Origin of the sequence: Flavobacterium chungangense LMG 26729 (assembly GCF_000735715.2) — a bacterium.
Lineage (GTDB): Bacteria > Bacteroidota > Bacteroidia > Flavobacteriales > Flavobacteriaceae > Flavobacterium > Flavobacterium chungangense.
In genome coordinates this window covers 1-19,690 of the sequence record NZ_JASY01000016.1, presented here as the reverse complement: position 1 = coordinate 19,690, position 19,690 = coordinate 1, and the positions used below count along the sequence as shown (strand labels likewise).

The following is a 19,690-nucleotide window of genomic DNA, read 5'->3' as shown; positions in this document are numbered from 1 at the left end:
GATTTGCTCATTCTAAATTGTTAGTGTTGAGTTTACCAATTGTGAACTAATGTAGGCAGTATCTTAGTTTCGTGTAAAGAACGTTTAATTTTCGAGATATTGATCTAAAAGCGAATTTAATCTTTTAATTCTTTTGATAGTTTCTTCGCCATCAATAGTATTGTCAATTTGTTTTTGTTCTACTTGTGATGCAAATTGCAGGGCACACATAGCCAATACATCTTGTTTGTCGCGAACTGCGTAATTTTCTTCGAACTGCTTAATCATAGCATCAATTTTTTTAGAAGCACTTCTAAGTCCTTCTTCCTGAGCAGGCTCAACCGTTAACGGGTAAATTCTGTCTGCAACTGATATTTTAATTTTAAGCTTTCCGTCCATATTTTACTAATCTGATAGTTGTGCAATACAGTAATCAATTTCGCGAATTAATGAATTTATTTTAAGCTTTGTCTCTCTCTTGTTATTGTCGCTGCCGAGCAACGAATTGGCTATCTTAAGTGTTTCATATTGCTTATTCAAAGCTTCAATTTCTTCAGATTGTTTCTGGATAATTTGCACAGCTTTGTTTAGTTCTAATCGTAAATCCTGATTGTTCTTCTCTAAAGTTTTTGATTTTGCAAAAAGCTTTTCGACTTTATATTCAAGAGTATCAATTATTTCAGCAATTACACTCATTATAAATCCTTTTCATTACTTAATCCTACAAAGTTAATATTCCTTTTTATTAATGCAATTTTTTATCGATTTTTTTACATTAAAAATAGACAAATTAATGAAATTCAGTTAATTGTGTTTTTGCTGTTTAATCTTTCGGTTTTAGCTCCTTAATTTTTTATCTTAGCAAAAATGTTCCCTATGAGATTTTATTTGTTTTTTTTATTTGTTTGCAATTTTATTTTTGGACAGAACCAGTATCCAAAGGATTATTTTCGTGCACCATTAGATATTCCGATGCAGCTTTCCGGGAATTTTGGTGAGTTGAGACCCAATCATTTTCATGCCGGATTCGATTTAAAAACCAATCAAAGGGAAGGACTGAATGTTTATGCTGTTGCTGATGGTTATGTTTCCAGAATAAAAATCTCAACTTTTGGAAACGGAAAATGTATTTATATAACACATCCAAACGGCTATACTACGGTTTACGGACATTTGCAAACAGCTGTTGGGCCAATTCAGGAATATATTCATAAAACACATTATAGCGAAAAATCTTTTGAAATTGAAATGTTTCCAAAGCCGGAAGACCTTCCTGTTACAAAGGGACAGATAATTGCACTCTCAGGGAATACGGGTTCTTCAGAAGGACCACATTTGCATTTTGAATTTCGTGACACCAAAACAGAGTTTGTTATAAATCCTATGTTTTTTGGATTTGACCAATATTTAAAGGATACTAAAAAACCCACGATTTCCGGTTTATTTGTTTATCCGATGGATAATACAACTGTAAACCAATCGAAACAGCCTCTATTATTGAATCTTTCCCTCCAAAAAGACGGAACTTATCTGGCTGGTAAAGTGAAAGCTAACGGAAAGATAGGTTTCGGAATTAATGCTGTCGATTTTGATGATGTTTCCAACAATAGAAATGGTGTTTTTAATGTGAGTACTTTTTTAAATGGAAATCAAAATTATAATTACCAGTTCAATACCTATTCTTTTGATGAAATGCGTTTTATAAATGCGTTTATTGATTATTCAAGATATAAAAAAACGGGTCAGCGTGTGCAAAAGCTATTTATGAAAAGCCCTTATGCCCTAAGTATTATAAAAACAGATTCGCTCAACGGAATAGTTCCTGCTGAACCTAATTTAGCTTCTACTTACAGAATTGAAGTTTCTGATTATTTTGGAAATTTGAATTCGATTACTGTTCCGGTTGAATATGATTCGGAAGCACCAATCATTAATGCAGAGCCATTGACATCAAAGTATTTAGTTCGATACAATAAGGATTCGAATTTTGAGAAAGAGAATATGTCTGTTTTTTTTCCAGCAGGTACCTTTTATGAAGATTTTAATTTAAATTTTGATGTAAAAAATAATCAGATTTATATTCATGAAGATGTTGTTCCTGTGCATTCAAATTTTACGGTTACGATAAAAGACAGTACTTATTCTGAAACCTTGCGTGATAAACTTTTTATTGCAAGACTTAGTGGTAATAGTAAAAGTTATAACGCTACCACAAGAAAAAATGATGTCTTTACCATCAAATCAAAAACTTTAGGGCAATATGGTTTGGTTTTAGATACTATTGCTCCTGTTATAAAAATCAATAAAGTGATTCAGGATAAATGGATTACCGGTATTAAAAATGTTCAGTTTACAATTGGTGATGCCTTATCCGGAGTTAGATCCTATAATGGTTATTTGAATGGGAACTGGGTTTTGTTTGAATATGATAATAAAACGAGAAAAATAACCCACACATTTGATGATGCTATAGTTGCTGAAGGTGCGAATGATTTAAAAATTGAAGTAGTTGATAATGTGGGGAATTCTGCTATCTTTGAAACTCATTTTTTTAGAAGTCAACAAAAATAAAATCTAAGCGTTTGAATAATTTTAAATTAATAATTGTTTTTCTTTTTTTATGGATTGGTTATGCTTCATCTGCTCAAAGTGCTCGCGTTAAGGGAGTTATTTTAGATAGTGAAAATCATCCGGTTGCAGATGTAAATGTTACGACAGGAGACAAAGCGGCAAAATCTGATGCAAAAGGTTATTTTCAGATTTTTGTACCTTCAAACAAAAAGGTGGTTTTGGTTTTTACGCACATTTCCTTAAAAATGATGACATTAACAGTCAACCTGAAACCTTACGAAACTTTCGTTTTTAATCCTGTGATGAACAATTCAGAAGAACAGATGGGGGAAGTTTTTGTTACTTCAAAAAATAAAAAACGTGTACAGGGTATTACAGTTATTGATCAGGCTACCATAAAAAAAGTACCCGGAGCGAATGCCGGAATAGAAAATATATTAAAAACATTGCCAGGAGTAAATTCAAACAACGAATTAAGTACTCAATATGCAGTTCGTGGAGGAAATTATGATGAAAATCTGGTTTATGTAAATGAAATTGAAGTTTATCGCCCATTTTTAATTCGTTCCGGACAACAGGAAGGATTAAGTTTTACCAATACCGATTTGGTGCAGAACATAGATTTTTCTGCCGGAGGGTTTCAGGCAAAGTATGGAGATAAACTTTCTTCAGTATTAGATATCAGTTACAGAAAACCTACACAATTTGGAGCTTCTTTGGAGGCCAGTTTTCTTGGCGGAAGCATTTCTGTTGATGCTGTTTCTAGAAACAAAAAATGGTCTGCAGTGACCGGAGTCCGTTATCGTAATAATAGTCTGCTGGTAAACAGTCAGGATACACAGACAAATTATACGCCAACATTTGCAGATATTCAAACCAATATTAACTATGATGTTTCTCAAAAATGGCAATTGAGTTTTCTGGGAAATATTTCGCAAAATAAATATTTATACCAGCCTTTAACCCGCGAAACAAAATTTGGAACTATCGATCAGCCCATGGCACTTGCTGTTTTTTATGAAGGTCAGGAAAAAGATCAGTATGATACTTATTTTGGAGCATTAAAAACAACTTATAAAGCTTCGCCAACTTTTACTTTAAAATTGATAGGATCCTTGTTTCATACAATAGAGAAGGAGCATTTTGATATTTTGGCACAATACCGATTGGGAAATGTTGATGATAATGGAAACATAAATCCTGATGATGTCGATTTTACCAGAGGAATTGGTACTCAGCTTAATCATGCCAGAAACGATTTGGATGCTTTGATAGCAAATGTTGAAATTAAAGGGTTTAAAGAATGGAATGACAGTCAGCTGGAATTTGGTTTAAAATATACAAGAGAATCGATACGGGACAGAATTGTAGAGTGGGAGATGATTGATTCTGCAGGATTTTCATTAAATCCACGTATTTTAAATCTGCCGAAAAACAATCAGCCATATGAACCTTATATCGGACCTCTTTTGCCGTATCAAAATATCCGTGCGACCAATTTCAATGATATAAACAGGTTTTCAGGTTATGTACAATGGAATAATAAAACAGAGTTGGGTTCTAATCAATTTTGGTATACTATTGGGACACGTTTTCAAAGCTGGCAAGTTTCAGGAGCAACTGTTGAAGGAAAAAATCAAACAGCCTTTAGTCCACGCGTACAATTTGCTTTAAAACCAGATTGGGATAGGGATATGATTTTTAGGATTTCAGGAGGACTATATTATCAGCCGCCATTTTATAGGGAACTTCGTGATGCTGAAGGAGAAGTTAATCCGGATGTAAAAGCACAACAATCGATACATTTTGTTTTAAGTAACGATTATAATTTTAAAATGTGGAACCGCCCTTTTAAATGGGTTACGGAATTGTATTATAAATCACTTTCAGATGTGAATGTGTATTCAATTGATAATGTACGAATTCGCTATGTTGCTGATAATAATGCCAAAGCTTATGCTCAGGGACTGGATTTTAGGTTAAATGGTGAATTTGTTCCGGGAACTGAATCATGGATAAGTTTCGGTTATCTTAAAACGGAAGAAAATTATAATAATAAAGGATTTATAGCCAGGCCAACTGACCAAAGATTGAAATTTGCAATGTTATTTCAGGATTATATGCCCAATATTCCAAGTATAAAATTGTACCTGAATTTAGTTTATAATACCGGTTTACCAGGAGGTTCGCCTTCTTATTCTGATCCTTATCTGTATCAAAACAGATTAAATGATTACAGAAGGGCAGATGTTGGTTTTGCTAAGGTTTTTATTGATCAGAGTAGTGCAGCAAAGTCTGGCTGGCTGAAAAACTTTAAGGAATTGTCTTTGGGAGTGGAAATATTTAATATTTTTAATAATCAAAATGCTATTACCAATACCTGGGTTAGAGATGCTTATTCAAAAAATCAGTATGCAATTCCAAATTATATGACTTCACGGGTTTTTAATATAAAACTGAATGCGAGACTGTAATGGCGTGGTATAAAACCAGAAAAAAGATTTTTTATGTTCCGGGAATGATTTCTCTGGTTTTGATTCCATTAATATGTATAATTTACTTTTTTAAAACAGACTCTTTTAAAGTTTATGGTGTAATTCAATTAGGTATGCCAAACAAAGGAGATTTTGAAAAATATAAAGTTCCAACTCTCAGAAATTATAAGGTTTTTAATTTTAGTAAAAGTGAGTTATCTGAAAGAAAGAATCTTAACGAGATGAAATTATATCTTAGAAAGCTGATAGCAAATAAGGATACCGTTAACGGAATTAAAGTGCACTACGATTCAAAAACAGATTATGATGTTTTTATCAGGACTATTGATATTGCCAATATCGAAAAGGCTCCAACCTGGGCAATAGAAGGTGATGATATTTATATATTGGCAAGTCGTAATACACCAAAGAAAGTCAAGAAAGAAAGTATTTCTCATCGTATGAATTGTGGTACGATGGCAGTAATGGCGGAACGTGCTTATTGGGAGCAAAAAAATAAAAAAGATGAAGAAGCTCGTATTTTTGAAGCTTCTTTTTTTAAAGGTAAATGGATTTCAATTTCTTTAGGCTATTTAGGAATTGCATTTATTAACATTTTTGCCTTAGTAAAATTCAATAAAAATAAATATTATCACCAAAAACGCTATATTTGATAATCGAATATAATTGATGCAGATGAAAAATTATTTTAAATATATAGCCTTAGTAATTATTGGATCTTTAGCGAGCTGTAAAGAAGAAGCTCAAAAACCAAAAGTGACTTATGATACATCAAATAAAACAAGTGCTTTAACTAAAACAGATTCAACTCAAATTGAAATAGCTGATTTGCCTATCCAAATGGAAGGTACAGATTATTTGATTCATCCTGTTGGAGATTTAAGAGTCTTTGAAAAAGGAACTAAGGTACGTTACGGATCATCGAGTGTAAATGATGTAAGTTTTACAATTTCTAATTTAGGCGAATTTGAAATCACAGGTTATCTGCAAAATTTGAAATTTCAAAAAATAGATTCAGATTCTATCCGACCATTATCTGATAAGCCAGTTTTAATTTTAACAGCGACTTATTTAAAGGCACTTGCAGATAAAAACCTTAGTCAAATTATGGTTTATACTTTGACAGATTCAGATACGAATAAAGACGGGAAAATTGATACTGGAGATATTAAGACTCTTTACTTAAGTGATATTAGCGGAGAAAATTTCACTAAAGTTTCAACAGATATGCAGGAGTTGGTTGACTGGAGTTTAATTGAATCCAAAAAGCGTTTGTATTTTAGAACAATTGAAGATACTAATCAAAATGGACAGTTTGATAAAAATGATGTTTTGCATTATTATTATATTGATTTGACTTCTAAAAAATGGGAAGCTGTAAGTTATAAGCCTATTTAAAAATGATTAGCAATAGATTAACAATTTAACACTAAACGCATTTAAAAAATTATTTTTTTTAAATGCGTTTAGTGTTATTTGGATATCATTTTTTTTGTCTGCGGAAAGAAAAAATTTAAATTAAAATATCACTTTCTAAATCTGATTTTTCTATTTCTAATCCAAAACCTAAACGTTCTACCAATTCAATTATGAGTTTTTTGTACCAGTTTTCTGATTTGGGATGAATGTAAATCTTTTCAATTAACTCATTGATGTCAACGTTAATTTTTAATCCTTCATTCAATTTTAAATTACTTTGAGAAGTGTCTGTAATGATTCGGACCTCTCGCTCGTACTGAAAGCTTTTTCGTTTGAATAAAAAAGGAAAAAATGAATCATCAAAGGGTATGTATTCTTTTTTGTAATCAATGTAATTTACTTCGCCAATATATTGATCAAAATTTTTCTCAGGGTTAACTGCTTTTTGCAACCTCCCAATTGTAGACTGAATAGCGAGTCCTTCGCTGTTTTGGGTAAATATCTGCCACATCGCAAACGATTCATACTCGTTGATATGCCAGCTGCTGACAGCGACTTTTTCCCTATGTGTTTTGTAATAATTTAAAAACTCCGGATTGTCAATAGCCAATTTTTTAATTTCCTCAAAAGTAGGTTCGCTGAAAGTACCTTCATACTGATCTTCAAACTTGTCAGATCTGGACATGAATAGTTTGTTTGAAAGCAGTAAATCAAGAAATTTAGATAAATCAAGATATTTCCAAACAACAGTATCAGGATCTTCCGGCAGTTTTATGTTTGTGTTGTTAAGATACATTTTCAGGAAGAATTAAAGGATTGTCTTTAACTAACCTAAAGTTATAAAAATAAACACAGATTAAAGAAAATTAAATGCAGTTTTAATATTTCCTTAATCTGTGTAAATGTTTGCTGTTAGAACAAGTAAATCTTAAGATTCGAATGACTGCATAGTTACAAGCTTATTATAAGTTCCGTTGTGAGAAATTAATTCGTCGTGAGTTCCTTGTTCTACAATTTTTCCTTTTTGCATCACAACAATTACATCAGCTTTTTGTATCGTAGAAAGACGGTGTGCGATCACAATCGAAGTTCTGTTTTGCATCATGTTCTCAAGGGCAACCTGAACAAATTTTTCGCTTTCGGTATCTAATGCTGATGTTGCTTCGTCCAAAATCATAATTGGAGGATTTTTAAGCACTGCACGTGCAATCGATAAGCGTTGTTTTTGGCCTCCGGATAATTTATTTCCGCTATCACCAATGTTTGTGTAAATTCCTAAAGGTAGTTCTTTTATAAATTCATATGCATTTGCGATTTTAAGGGCTTCAATAATTTCATCATCTGTTGCATCTAATTTTCCTAGTGCAATATTAGCCTTAATGGTGTCATTAAATAAAATACTGTCCTGAGTTACCAATCCCATTAGGCTTCGAAGAGATTGTAGATTCATTTCTTTAATATTTACCCCATCAATAGAAATTGTTCCGTCAGTTACATCATAAAAGCGTGTCAGTAAATTTGCAATTGTACTTTTTCCACTTCCGGATTGCCCCACAAGCGCGACAGTCTGGCCTTTTTTAATTTGAAGCGAAAAGTCTTTTAAAACCGTTTCATTTTCATATTTAAAGTTAATATGCTCAATGTTTATATTATTGTCAAAGGTTTCTTTTTCAAAAGCTTTCGGTTTAGATGTAATTGGGTTTTCCTGGTCCAGGATTTCTAAAACACGTTCAGCAGCAGCATTTCCTCTTTTTACAGCGTAAGAGGCTTTAGATATTGATTTTGCAGGTGTAAGGATGTTATATGCTAATCCCATATAGGTAATAAATTCAGCACCTTTTAAAGTGTGTTCAATCAAAACCATTTGTCCTCCATACCAAAGCAAAATGGCGATAACCATAATACCCATAAATTCGCTCGCGGGAGAAGCCAGGTTTTGGCGATTTCCAATACTGTTTGATAATTTAAAAAAGCGATCAGTTGAATTTTGGAATACACGATTAAAGTAATTTTCAGAGTTATACCCTTTTACTACTTTTAGTCCTCCAAGCGTTTCCTCGATAGTGGATAGAAAGGTGCCTTGTTCTTGTTGTGCTTTGGTGGATTTTCTTTTTAATTGTTTCCCTATTAAAGAGATTATATATCCTGAAATAGGAATAAAAACAAATACAAAAATAGTCAGTTTTACACTTATTGTAAACATGGCAACTATAGTAAAAATAATAGTTAGCGGCTCTTTTACAATAAGTTCAAGAATGGCTAAAAAGGATGATTGCACCTCATTTACATCTGCAGAGATTCTCGAAATTACATCACCTTTTCTTTTTTCTGAGAAAAATGCTAATGGTAATTCTAATGTTTTTTTATACATTGCATTTCGAATATCTCTTAGGATACCATTTCTTAAATGTGTAATAAAAAACATGGCAAGATAATCAGAGATGTTTTTTAATAAAAAGATTACGATAATTCCGGTTACCAATATTGATAACGTGTATCCAATGCCGTTGGTATCAGTAATTGAAGTTAAATAATAACTTAGATAATCTGATAAATATTTTTTTAGTTTCCAAATTCCTTTGTAAACCGGAATAATATAAGTTTTCTTGGATTGCCCGAACAATACATCCATCATAGGCATTAAAGAAACAAACGAAAGTGTTCCAAATAAAGCATACAAAACATTAAAAAAGATATTTAAGTAAGCATATCTTTTATACGGATATAAAAAAGGAAGTATTTTTTTGAAATTACTCATTTAGGTGTTTTTTACCATTAAAACCCGACAGTTTATGAAACTACCGGGTTTTGAAAAAAATGTATATTTATTAATTCAATTGCATGTCTGCAATGATATTTTGTATTTTTTGATCTAAGAATTTTTCTGCTTCATCAAAATCCAAAACCGATTCAATTTGTGCATTCACACTTATATAGAATTTAATTTTTGGTTCTGTTCCGCTTGGTCTTGCACAGATTTTAGAACCATCTTCGGTATAATAAATCAAAACGTTTGATTTTGGCATGTCCATTACAGATTCTTCACCACTCAATAAATTCAAAGCAACAGATGATTGATAATCTTCAACCATGATTACTCTTTGCCCGTTGATTTCTTTCAATGGATTTTCTCTTAAATTAATCATCATCTGATTAATTTCTTCTAAGCCTTCAATTCCTTTTTTGGTTAATGAAACTAAATATTCTTTATAAAAGCCATTTTCGACATACAACTGTAAAAGTTCTTTATAGACAGAACTGCCGGCAGCTTTTGCCTGAGCGGCAACTTCACATATTAATAAAGTAGCAGCAACAGCATCTTTATCCCTAACGGCATCTCCAACCATAAAACCAAAACTTTCTTCTCCTCCACCAATAAATTGAAGTTCAGGAAAATCTTTAATCATTTTGGCAATCCATTTAAAGCCAGTCAGACCAACTTTACATTCTACGCCATAATTAGTTGCCAGTTCCATAATCATCGGAGTTGAAACAATAGTGGATCCCACAAATTGTTTTCCGTTAATTTTGCCTGCTTTTTTCCATTGTTTCAAAAGGAAAGAAGTCATCAAAACCATAGTCTGATTTCCGTTAAGCAAAATCATTTTTCCATCATTATTTCTAACAGCAACACCCAAACGATCACAATCAGGATCTGTTCCGACTACAATATCTGAATTGGTTTTGTCTGCCAATGCCAAAGCCATAGTTAATGCTTCGGGTTCTTCCGGATTTGGAGATTTTACAGTAGGGAAATTTCCATCAGGAATCGCTTGTTCAGGAACAATATGAACATTTGTGTAGCCTGCTTGTGATAAAGTATCAGGTACTGATTTTATAGAAGTTCCGTGCAAAGAGGTAAAAACAATTTGTAAATTATCTTTGGCAGCCGCCGGAGTATTAAAACTGGCATTTTCGATAGATGATTTTACAAAAGCTTTGTCGATTTCGGTATCGATATACTGAATCAGGCTTTCGTTTGCGTTGAATTTGATTTTGTCATAATCTAAACTTTCAATAACGCTAATGATAGCAGTATCTTCCGGGGGAACAATTTGTCCGCCATCTTCCCAATATACTTTATATCCGTTATATTCCGGTGGATTGTGCGAAGCAGTAAGGACGATTCCGCATTGACAGCCTAAATACTTAAGGGCAAAAGACAACTCAGGAGTAGGTCGTAAATCTGAAAACAAATAAACCTGAATTCCGTTTGCAGAAAAAACATCGGCAACAACTTTGGCCAGAGTATTACTGTTATGACGACAATCATAAGCAATTACTACTTTTATAGGCTGATTTGGAAAAACTGTATGCAAATAATCTGAAAGTCCCTGCGTGTTTTTTCCAAGAGTATATTTATTGATTCGGTTGTTTCCAACCCCCATAACACCACGCATTCCTCCAGTTCCAAATTCCAGGTTTTTATAAAAACTTTCCTCAAGTTCTTTCGGCGATGTTGTCATTAATTCCTTAACGGAAGCTTGTGTTTCTTTATCAAACGTAGGTGTTAGCCATTCGTTTACAGCATTCAATATGTTAGGAGCTATATTCATGTAATTTTTTTTAATGTTTAAATTAAAGATAATTTTTTTTAGGAGCTAATCCTGCTGTACACTATATCTTTTGTGATCCCGTTACAAACGGAACCACAAAAGGATGCCGTTCCCATCAGGGCTATGACTTCAGGTTAAAAATTAACTTCCCGTGCTACTTTATAACGTGATTCGTTGTTTTTAGTCCGCAAAATAATTTCTCCCAGAAAACCTGCCAAAAATAACTGTGTTCCTAAAATCATTGTTGTCAGCGCAATAAAAAACCAGGGATTACTGGTAATTAAACTATATTTCATTCCATTATACATATGGTATAATTTAGAGATCCCTATATAACCGGCCAATAAAAATCCGATGATAAACATTAAAGAGCCAATTGCGCCAAACAAATGCATAGGTCTTTTTCCGAATCGTGACAAAAACCAAATCGTAATCAAATCAAGGAATCCGTTAACGAAACGCTCCATTCCAAATTTTGTTTGACCGTATTTTCTGGCTTGGTGAATTACGACTTTTTCGCCAATTTTGTTAAATCCGGCATTTTTCGCCAAAACCGGAATGTATCTGTGCATTTCGCCCGAAACTTCAACGTTTTTTACGACGGCATTTTTGTAAGCCTTTAATCCACAGTTAAAATCATTTAATTCAACTCCGGAAGTCTTTCTTGCTGCCCAGTTAAACAATTTAGAGGGAAGGTTTTTGGCTACAACAGAGTCGTAACGTTTCTTTTTCCAGCCCGAAACCAAATCATATTTCTGAGTCGTGATCATTTCGTACAGTCCCGGAATTTCATCAGGACTATCTTGTAAATCGGCATCCATAGTAATAATAACATCACCTTGTGCTTTTGCAAAACCAGCATGTAGTGCCTGCGATTTTCCAAAGTTTTTCATAAAACGAATTCCTTTTACATTCGGATTTTTGTTAGAAAAGCTTTCGATAATGTTCCACGAATCATCTGTACTGCCATCATCCACAAAAATGATTTCATAAGAATAATTGTTAGACTGCATCACTTTAATAATCCATGAGTAGAGTTCTTTCAGTGATTCCTCCTCGTTTAGAAGCGGTATAAGTATAGATAAATTCATTTTATTGTATTCTCTTATTTCTAAAAATTAAAGCAACTAAAAAACCAATTAGAGAGTCTCTTAAAAGGTATTTTGTTGAGGTTGTTATAACTTCTACAGGATTGAATGGATTAAATGTTTTATATGATTTTAAGGCCTCCTCAATTTTTTTCTGAGTTGCTGAGGGGTCTTGTTTCATTAGTTTAATATTGAAATCAATCATTGTTTGTCGAATAATTTCTTTTGTTTCTGGAGGAAGAACAAAATTATAAAGCAAGATTAGGTAGAGGCAAGAAATAATGCTTCCTATTAATATTGCGAAAAAATAAGCTGAAAATGCTTCTTTAAAAGTAATAAAGCCGTTTAATTTCTTTTTTGTATATCCAATCGAAATTATTCCGAAAAAGACTGTAATAGCCAATGTAAAAACACCTGCCCAGACATTTGTTATTAATTGTAAATTCTGAAAATAAATGTAACTTATAAAAAGGATTAAAAGGAAGCCCAAATAAATGCCAATTTTAAATCCTGTCTTTTTAATTATGCCTGTCATTAGAGGTGATTTCGAAATAATCTACAAATATAACAATTCCCATATTATTCCCCTATTAAAATTGGTTTTTACAATTATATAAAAAAAGAGACACAAAGATTTGTTTATTAAAAAATAATTGTAAATTTGCAAACTCAAAATAATTAAAAGTTTTAAACAAAAAAGAGTATCCTTTGTTTACACCTTTTTCTAGCCATGAAAAAGCTTCAAAATAAAAGTGCTCTGAAACAATAAATAAAAAGAAAAGATGAAAAAAGGAATCCACCCGGAAAATTACAGATTAGTTGCATTTAAAGACATGTCAAATGATGACGTTTTTATTACTAAATCTACTGCAGATACAAGAGAAACAATTGAAGTTGACGGAGTTGAGTATCCTGTTGTAAAAATGGAGATTTCAAGAACATCTCACCCTTTTTATACTGGTAAATCTAAACTTATTGATACTGCAGGACGTATTGACAAGTTCAAAACTAAATATGCAAAACACGCTAAAAAATAATAGCTGTTTTAAATTATATATAAAGCCTTCCAATCGGAAGGTTTTTTTATGCCGTAATTTTAAAATTCTTCAAAGCCAATTGTCTGTTTTGACTATGCAAATAATCTTTATCTTTGAAAGAATTATCTAAATCAAAATGCAATGGAATTTCTTAAAGATATTTTTATAGATAAACTCGGACTGGAAATTCACCATCTTGAAAAGTTTATTAGCTTAACTAAAATTAAAACCTTAAAGAAAAAAGAATTTCTGATTCAGGAAGGAACTGTTTGTGAATTCATAGGATTTGTTGTTTCCGGGAAACTTAGGTCTTATGTTCAAAATGATAGTGTAGAATTCAATAATGATTTTTATCTGCAGAATAGTCTGGTTACGGCCTATACAAGCTATCTAACCCAGAATCCAACAAATTGCAATATTGAAGCTTTGGCTGATACAGAAATCATCTGTATTACTTATGAAAAATTTAATGCGTTGATTGAAGAAGATGTCCATTTTTTGAAATTAGCAAAATACATCTCAGATGTTTTTTTCATTAAAAAATGTAAACGCGAAACTTCATTTTTGAAAAACTCTGCAACAGAAAGGTTTGAGCTCCTTTGTAAAGCCTATCCCGGAATTGAACAGGAAATTTCGCAATACCATATTGCATCTTATTTAGGAATAAAACCGGAATCTTTAAGCCGCATTAAACTCTTAACATACATCAATAAATAAGTGTGTTTTTAGATTGAATTTTGTACTTCAATAATCAATAAATATTTGAAGTATGCCAGCAATTCATCTTAAAGTCAGCGGTAAAGAAAATCCTGCTTTAGCAAAAGAACTCGTAAAAACGATTAGTAGTCTCACAAATCAAATCCTGCATAAAAAGCCTGAAGTTACAGTTGTAACCGTATCTTTTATTCCGGATTATTTATGGTTTGTAAATTCAGAATCTTTAGCTGAATTAAAAAAGAACAGTTTCTTTTTGACGATCAAAATTTCAGACTCAACCAACCTCAAAGACGACAAGGCAAAATATATAGAGGCTTTGCATAATTTGCTGTCAGAGCTACTTGGAAATGTTCATCCGGTAAGTTATTCAGCAATCGAAGAAATGAAAGCTGATGCTTACGGTTATGAAGGTCTTACTATTGAGTATAAAATTATCAGCAATAAAATTTCAAATTTCAAAAAAGAAGATAACCTTTAAATAAAACAGAAATGGAAAAATTGAAAATAACGGCGATTTTACTTTTGGTAATCTTGCCATTTTATGGGCAGCAAAAAACAGACGATAAAAAAATAATATTTGCCATGATTGACGACTATTCGAAAAGTGTCATTGCAAAAGATTCAGTTGTGTTTTATGGTTTATTTAATGATGGAAATGTAACCTGGTGCGCAGGCTATAAAGATCGGACTCAGGCCAAAGAAATTGAAGCAAAAGGGAAGGTGAAAGCAGGTAGTAATTATTTCTCCGGATCGTATAAAGGCTTTATGAGAAGTTTGTTCAGGCACCAATCTACTGAAGATAAGTTTGATAATATTAAAGTTATCGAAGATGGAACTGTGGCTTCTGTAACAATGGATTACAGTTTTTGGGCAGATGGTAAAATGACAAATTGGGGCAGCAAGTATTTAAATCTCATAAAAAGAGATGGGAAATGGAAAATTACAAGTGTAATTTATTCGTTAGAAATGATTCAATATTTTAAACAACCCGCTCTTAAAGAGCGGTATAGGAACTAAATTTGGTTCTTAATTTTGAATAGAAAAGGGCTGTGTCTTTCGCGGAAAAACATGTTTACTGATACAAATAAAATATTTGTAACTTTGAACCTGATAACCAAATCAAGATTTTAACAAGCGCCAAATTTATTTTTTATGAACTATATTCTTTTTGACGGGCCCGTTCGAAATGCTTTATTACCTTTTACTTTTACAAGGCCTGTGGCTGATATTCTAATCGGAATCATGACGATTCGTCAAAAGTGGGAAGCTCGTTTAGGCTCTACTATTACTACCATTACCGAAGATTATTTATCTGCTAAATTTCCGATGGTGGAAATGGAAGAGAATGTTATGATAAATGCTGCGTATTTACCAAATGATACACTTGTCGAAATGGTTTCTGATTTAAAGGAAAATCAGGCCATTTTTAAAGGCGAGGATGTAATTGCCTTTTTTACGACTGAAAATCAGGAAGAAGTTGATTTTGATTTGTATGAAATTATTCAGTACAACGATGATTGTTTAACAGTTGAGCATACCTGGGATATTTTCTCAAAAAATGATGCTGCTATTCGTGCTGATTTTGCATATTTGACAGAAGACAGAAAATCACAGCCAATTCCGAAAAGTGTAAATGTTATTGCGCCAGAAAATATTTTTATTGAAGAGGGAGCTAAATTAGAGTTTGTTACCCTGAATGCATCGACTGGTCCTATATATATAGGTAAGAATGCCGAAATTATGGAAGGAACCGTAATTCGTGGCCCTTTTGCTTTATGCGAAAATGCGCAGGTAAAACTAAATGCAAAAGTGTACGGTCCTACAACCGTTGGTCCGGGGTCAAGGATAGGAGGAGAGGTGAAGAGTGCTGTTCTTTTTGCTAATTCAAATAAAGGGCATGACGGATTTTTAGGTGATTCTGTTTTGGGTGAATGGTGTAATATTGGTGCAGATAGTAATAATTCGAATCTGAAAAATAACTATGAAGAAGTTAAATTATGGAGCTATGAAACAGAAGGTTTTGCAAAAACAGGGCTTCAGTTTTGCGGTTTGATGATGGGGGATCACAGTAAATGCGGAATCAATACGATGTTTAACACCGGAACGGTAGTAGGAGTGAGTGCTAATATTTTTGGAAGCGGTTTTCCTCGTAATTTTGTTCCGAGTTTCTCCTGGGGAGGAGCTGCCGGTTTTACGACATACATTACCAAAAAAGCTTTTGAAACTGCTAAGCTGGTTATGGGTAGAAGAAATATTGAGTTTGATGAGACTGAAGCCGCAATCTTAGAACATGTTTTTGAAGAAACTAAAAAATGGCGAAAGGATTAATGTGTCAATAATATAATTAGTCAATGAGACAATTTTAGCAAACCCGATAAGTTTCAAAAAAACTGTCGGGTTTTGCTTTTTGTGAATTTAAAAATTATCTAATTATCTAATTGCCACATTCTCTAATTAAATCTATCTTTGCACCTTCAAAAAATACTTGCTAAGATGTCTAATAATCTAAGCAGTCTAAAATCTAAAAATCTAAATGATTACAGTTAACGATATTTCGGTTCAGTTTGGTGGAACTACACTTTTTAGCGATGTTTCTTTTGCTATAAATGAAAATGACAAAATTGCCCTTATGGGTAAAAATGGCGCGGGAAAATCGACACTTTTAAAAATAATTGCAGGTCAAAGCAAACCTTCAACCGGAAGTATCTCAACTCCAAAAGATGCTGTTGTAGCTTATCTGCCTCAGCATTTATTGACTCAGGATGGTTCAACAGTAATGGAAGAGGCGTCAAAAGCATTTGGTGAAGTTTTTAAAATGAAAGCTGAGATTGATGAAATCAATGAGCAGTTGACCGTTCGTACCGATTATGAAAGTGATGCTTACATGAAGCTGATCGAAAGGGTTTCGGATTTAAGTGAGAAGTATTATGCAATTGAAGAGGTAAATTATGAGGCTGAAGTTGAGAAAATTTTAGTTGGTTTAGGTTTTGAACGTGAAGATTTCGCAAGACAAACTTCTGAGTTTTCAGGAGGATGGCGAATGCGTATTGAATTGGCTAAAATTTTATTACAAAAACCTGATTTGATTTTGTTGGATGAGCCTACCAATCATATGGATATTGAAAGTATTCAGTGGTTAGAAGAGTTTTTAATTAATCAGGCTAAAGCAGTTGTGGTGATTTCCCATGACAGAGCTTTTGTAGATAATATTACAAATCGTACCATTGAAGTGACAATGGGAAGAATTTACGATTATAAAGCCAAATATTCTCATTATTTAGAGTTGAGAAAAGACCGTCGCGTTCATCAGCAAAAAGCATACGACGAACAGCAAAAAATGATTGCAGATAACAGAGCTTTCATTGATCGTTTTAAAGGAACGTTTTCTAAAACAGATGCGGTTCAGTCGCGTGTTAAGATGTTGGAAAAATTAGTTATTGTTCAGGTTGATGAGGTTGATAATTCTGCGCTAAAATTAAAATTTCCGCCGGCTGCACGTTCAGGACAATATCCTGTTGTGGTAAAAGATCTTTCTAAATCTTACGGCGATCATGTCGTTTTTAAAGATGCTAATATTGTAATCGAACGCGGTCAGAAAGTTGCTTTTGTTGGAAAGAATGGTGAAGGAAAATCAACTATGATCAAAGCCATTATGAAGGAAATTGGTATTGATGAAGGAAGTGTAGAAATTGGTCATAACTCGCAAATTGGGTATTTTGCTCAGAATCAGGCTTCTTTGTTAGATGAAAATGCAACAATTTTTGAAACTATTGATGCTATTGCGGTCGGAGATATTCGTACGCAGATTAAAAATATATTAGGGGCGTTTATGTTTCAGGGGGATGACATTACCAAAAAAGTAAAAGTGCTTTCGGGTGGAGAAAAAACCCGTTTGGCAATGATCAAATTATTGCTTGAGCCGGTAAACTTGTTGATTCTGGATGAGCCTTCAAATCACCTGGATATGAAAACCAAAGATATTATAAAGGATGCTTTGCGTGATTTTGACGGAACATTGATTCTGGTTTCTCATGATCGTGATTTCCTTGACGGATTGGCAACTAAAGTTTTTGAATTTGGAAATAAACGTGTGAAAGAACATTTTGAAGATGTAGCAGGTTTTCTGGCGCATAAAAAAATGGATTCTATGAGGGAGATTGAGAAATAATTCCTGATATAGGAGAAGTAAGAAAAAGAGATGTTCAAAATTGAACATCTCTTTTTCTTATAAATACAATTCTAAATTCGAATTCCAGGTGGAAGCAATTCTTTATATTCCGGATTTTTTTTAATGAACAATACAATTTTCGGATGGATTGGCATTACTTTCATTTTTTTTTCAATGACAATCTCCATGATGTTTTTAAGTAATGTGTCTATTAGCAGTTGATTTTTAAAATCTTCCGGAGTGTTTATTTTTGTTAGGAAAATCTTTTTCTCCTGAAATGAATATTCAACTGAAAGCATTCCTTCCGGAACTATGGTTTCAAATTGTCTTGCAAAAGTGTTGTCTTTGACCGCCATAATAGTTTCAATAGGTTCCATAATTTATCATTTTTTAGCAGGTTTAAAAATATAATATAGATTTAGGGTGATGATTCGGTTTAAAAAAATCATAGGAAAATAGTAAACACGAATGATTTGGACTGTAAAGTTAATCATTTGATTTTCAATATGAAATTATTTTTTAATGACTGCTCTAAAGTTAACTTAGAAATGATTTTATGTTTTTGTTTATTTTGATATTCAATTTAAAGCGTAAGATTTGCTGTGTATATTGGTAAAAAAAGTAATTTTAGCTTTTGTAATTAAATTCCTTTTCTAGCAATGAGTAAAATTCCTGTTTATTTTATGCCTGGTTTGGCTGCTAGTCCGGCCATTTTTGAAAGAATCCAGTTAGATGAAGCTGTTTTTGAAGTTTGTTTGCTGGAATGGGAAATCCCTCAGTTAAAAGAATCGTTATCTGATTATGCGCTTCGAATTACAAAAAAAATTAAACATGAAAATCCTGTTTTAATTGGTGTTTCTTTTGGGGGAATTCTGGTTCAGGAAATGGCAAAACATATCGATGCCCGAAAAGTGATTATTATTTCGAGTGTGAGAAGTAGTATGGAATTTCCTAGAAGAATGAAAATTGGTAAGACCACAAAAGCGTACAAGCTGATTCCGATGAAGTTGATTTTGAATATAGAGAATCTGGCTAAGTTTTCTTTTGGTGAAAAAATCAATAAGCGGATTAAGTTGTATGAAAAATTTCTTGCTGTTAGAGATTTGAATTACCTGCAATGGGCTGTAGAATCTGTTATATGTTGGAACCGGAATGAGATTGATGAAAAAGTAATTCATATTCACGGCGATCAGGATGATGTTTTTCCAATAAAATATATCAATAGCTGTATTGTTGTAAAAGGCGGAACTCATATTATGATTCTGAATAAATACAAATGGCTTAATGAGAATTTGCCTTCGATTATATTGGAAGAATAAAATGAAATTCAACCTTACTTTGACCCATCAGAGTCGAGGACTTAGTCGTTTAAAAGGGGCTTCGAATCCGCTCAGCCTGATATATGGAGAATAAACGTAAACTTCTTATAAAACCTAATGTCTTAGCCCCGATTACTATGACATAAACAAGTTAATAAATCTTTTTTTTTAAATTTAAATTAGTTTTATTTTAAGACACAGCAAGTTTGCGAATAAGAATTCAACAAAAGGTTTTATATCTTACTCGTTGATAATAAGGGTTGTCCCTGATAAGATTTATGCTGATTTTCTAACCTCAAATGTTTTGTTATCTCTAATACAGGCACATATACGATGTACTA

At 32.7% G+C, this 19,690-nt stretch carries 19 protein-coding genes; 11 read left to right on the top strand and 8 right to left on the bottom strand.

The window, feature by feature from the left end; genetic code table 11:
• Positions 1–84: 84 nt before the first annotated feature.
• Together JE46_RS19570 and JE46_RS19565 are read right to left on the bottom strand one after the other, a co-directional pair.
• Entirely contained in the window at positions 85–378 is a 294-nt protein-coding gene (locus tag JE46_RS19570) for a cell division protein ZapA (RefSeq protein WP_031456979.1), read from the bottom strand.
• Positions 379–384: 6 nt separating this feature from the next.
• Positions 385–675 carry a hypothetical protein gene (locus JE46_RS19565; RefSeq protein ID WP_031456978.1) on the bottom strand — a complete coding sequence of 97 codons (291 nt, stop codon included), beginning with the start codon at positions 673–675 and terminating at the stop codon, positions 385–387.
• Between the two features lie 180 nt (positions 676–855).
• Between JE46_RS19565 and JE46_RS19560 the strand changes: the two genes are divergently transcribed.
• From JE46_RS19560 to JE46_RS19545, 4 genes are read left to right on the top strand one after another with little or no spacing between them, the layout of a single operon-like run.
• The gene (locus JE46_RS19560) at positions 856–2,550 is read left to right on the top strand and encodes a M23 family metallopeptidase (protein WP_031456977.1); all 1,695 of its coding nucleotides are present in this window, start codon (positions 856–858) and stop codon (positions 2,548–2,550) included.
• A gap of 11 nt (positions 2,551–2,561) precedes the next feature.
• Positions 2,562–5,024 (top strand): TonB-dependent receptor, encoded by a 2,463-nt coding sequence (locus JE46_RS19555; protein ID WP_031456976.1) that lies wholly within the window; start codon positions 2,562–2,564, stop codon positions 5,022–5,024.
• Positions 5,024–5,698, top strand: coding sequence for a hypothetical protein (locus JE46_RS19550; RefSeq protein ID WP_031456975.1), 675 nt, complete (start codon positions 5,024–5,026; stop codon positions 5,696–5,698). Before JE46_RS19555 ends, JE46_RS19550 begins: the two co-directional genes overlap by 1 nt.
• A 22-nt stretch (positions 5,699–5,720) precedes the next feature.
• Positions 5,721–6,443: a CREC-EF hand family protein gene (locus JE46_RS19545; RefSeq protein ID WP_031456974.1), complete on the top strand. Its 723-nt coding sequence runs from the start codon at positions 5,721–5,723 to the stop codon at positions 6,441–6,443.
• A gap of 115 nt (positions 6,444–6,558) precedes the next feature.
• On the opposite strand, the gene JE46_RS19540 is transcribed toward JE46_RS19545, so the two are convergent.
• The 5 genes from JE46_RS19540 to JE46_RS19520 all read right to left on the bottom strand — a co-directional run bounded on the left by JE46_RS19540 (position 6,559) and on the right by JE46_RS19520 (position 12,643).
• A complete protein-coding gene (locus JE46_RS19540; protein WP_031456973.1) occupies positions 6,559–7,260 on the bottom strand; it encodes a DUF2971 domain-containing protein in 702 nt (233 codons plus the stop codon).
• 132 nt (positions 7,261–7,392) lie between these two features.
• Complete coding sequence (locus JE46_RS19535; protein WP_031456972.1) at positions 7,393–9,222, bottom strand: ABC transporter ATP-binding protein; 1,830 nt, start codon at positions 9,220–9,222, stop codon at positions 7,393–7,395.
• 70 nt (positions 9,223–9,292) lie between these two features.
• A complete protein-coding gene (locus tag JE46_RS19530; RefSeq protein ID WP_031456971.1) occupies positions 9,293–11,020 on the bottom strand; it encodes a phospho-sugar mutase in 1,728 nt (575 codons plus the stop codon).
• A gap of 134 nt (positions 11,021–11,154) precedes the next feature.
• Positions 11,155–12,111, bottom strand: a complete 957-nt coding sequence (locus JE46_RS19525; RefSeq protein ID WP_031456970.1) for a glycosyltransferase family 2 protein — start codon at positions 12,109–12,111, stop codon at positions 11,155–11,157.
• 1 nt (position 12,112) lies between these two features.
• Positions 12,113–12,643: a DUF4199 domain-containing protein gene (locus JE46_RS19520; RefSeq protein WP_031456969.1), complete on the bottom strand. Its 531-nt coding sequence runs from the start codon at positions 12,641–12,643 to the stop codon at positions 12,113–12,115.
• Between the two features lie 247 nt (positions 12,644–12,890).
• On the opposite strand from JE46_RS19520, the gene JE46_RS19515 reads away from it, so the two are divergent.
• From JE46_RS19515 to JE46_RS19490, 6 genes are all read left to right on the top strand, one after another.
• Positions 12,891–13,145, top strand: a complete 255-nt coding sequence (locus tag JE46_RS19515; protein ID WP_031456968.1) for a type B 50S ribosomal protein L31 — start codon at positions 12,891–12,893, stop codon at positions 13,143–13,145.
• A gap of 141 nt (positions 13,146–13,286) precedes the next feature.
• Entirely contained in the window at positions 13,287–13,862 is a 576-nt protein-coding gene (locus JE46_RS19510; RefSeq protein WP_031456967.1) for a Crp/Fnr family transcriptional regulator, read from the top strand.
• A 52-nt stretch (positions 13,863–13,914) separates the two neighbouring features.
• Positions 13,915–14,340, top strand: coding sequence for a tautomerase family protein (locus tag JE46_RS19505; RefSeq protein WP_031456966.1), 426 nt, complete (start codon positions 13,915–13,917; stop codon positions 14,338–14,340).
• A gap of 11 nt (positions 14,341–14,351) precedes the next feature.
• A complete protein-coding gene (locus JE46_RS19500) occupies positions 14,352–14,879 on the top strand; it encodes a Cif family virulence factor (protein WP_031456965.1) in 528 nt (175 codons plus the stop codon).
• Positions 14,880–15,014: 135 nt separating this feature from the next.
• On the top strand, positions 15,015–16,190 hold the full coding sequence (locus tag JE46_RS19495; protein WP_031456964.1) for a GlmU family protein: 1,176 nt from the start codon (positions 15,015–15,017) through the stop codon (positions 16,188–16,190).
• 205 nt (positions 16,191–16,395) lie between these two features.
• The gene (locus JE46_RS19490) at positions 16,396–18,030 is read left to right on the top strand and encodes an ABC-F family ATP-binding cassette domain-containing protein (RefSeq protein ID WP_031456963.1); all 1,635 of its coding nucleotides are present in this window, start codon (positions 16,396–16,398) and stop codon (positions 18,028–18,030) included.
• A gap of 71 nt (positions 18,031–18,101) precedes the next feature.
• Here the strand turns inward: JE46_RS19490 and JE46_RS19485 are convergent, their stop codons facing one another.
• Positions 18,102–18,407 carry a GNAT family N-acetyltransferase gene (locus JE46_RS19485; protein ID WP_236010723.1) on the bottom strand — a complete coding sequence of 102 codons (306 nt, stop codon included), beginning with the start codon at positions 18,405–18,407 and terminating at the stop codon, positions 18,102–18,104.
• A 282-nt stretch (positions 18,408–18,689) separates the two neighbouring features.
• Here JE46_RS19485 and JE46_RS19480 point away from each other — a divergent pair, with 282 nt between their 5' ends.
• Positions 18,690–19,349: an alpha/beta hydrolase family protein gene (locus tag JE46_RS19480; RefSeq protein WP_031456961.1), complete on the top strand. Its 660-nt coding sequence runs from the start codon at positions 18,690–18,692 to the stop codon at positions 19,347–19,349.
• The last annotated feature ends 341 nt before the right edge of the window (positions 19,350–19,690 follow it).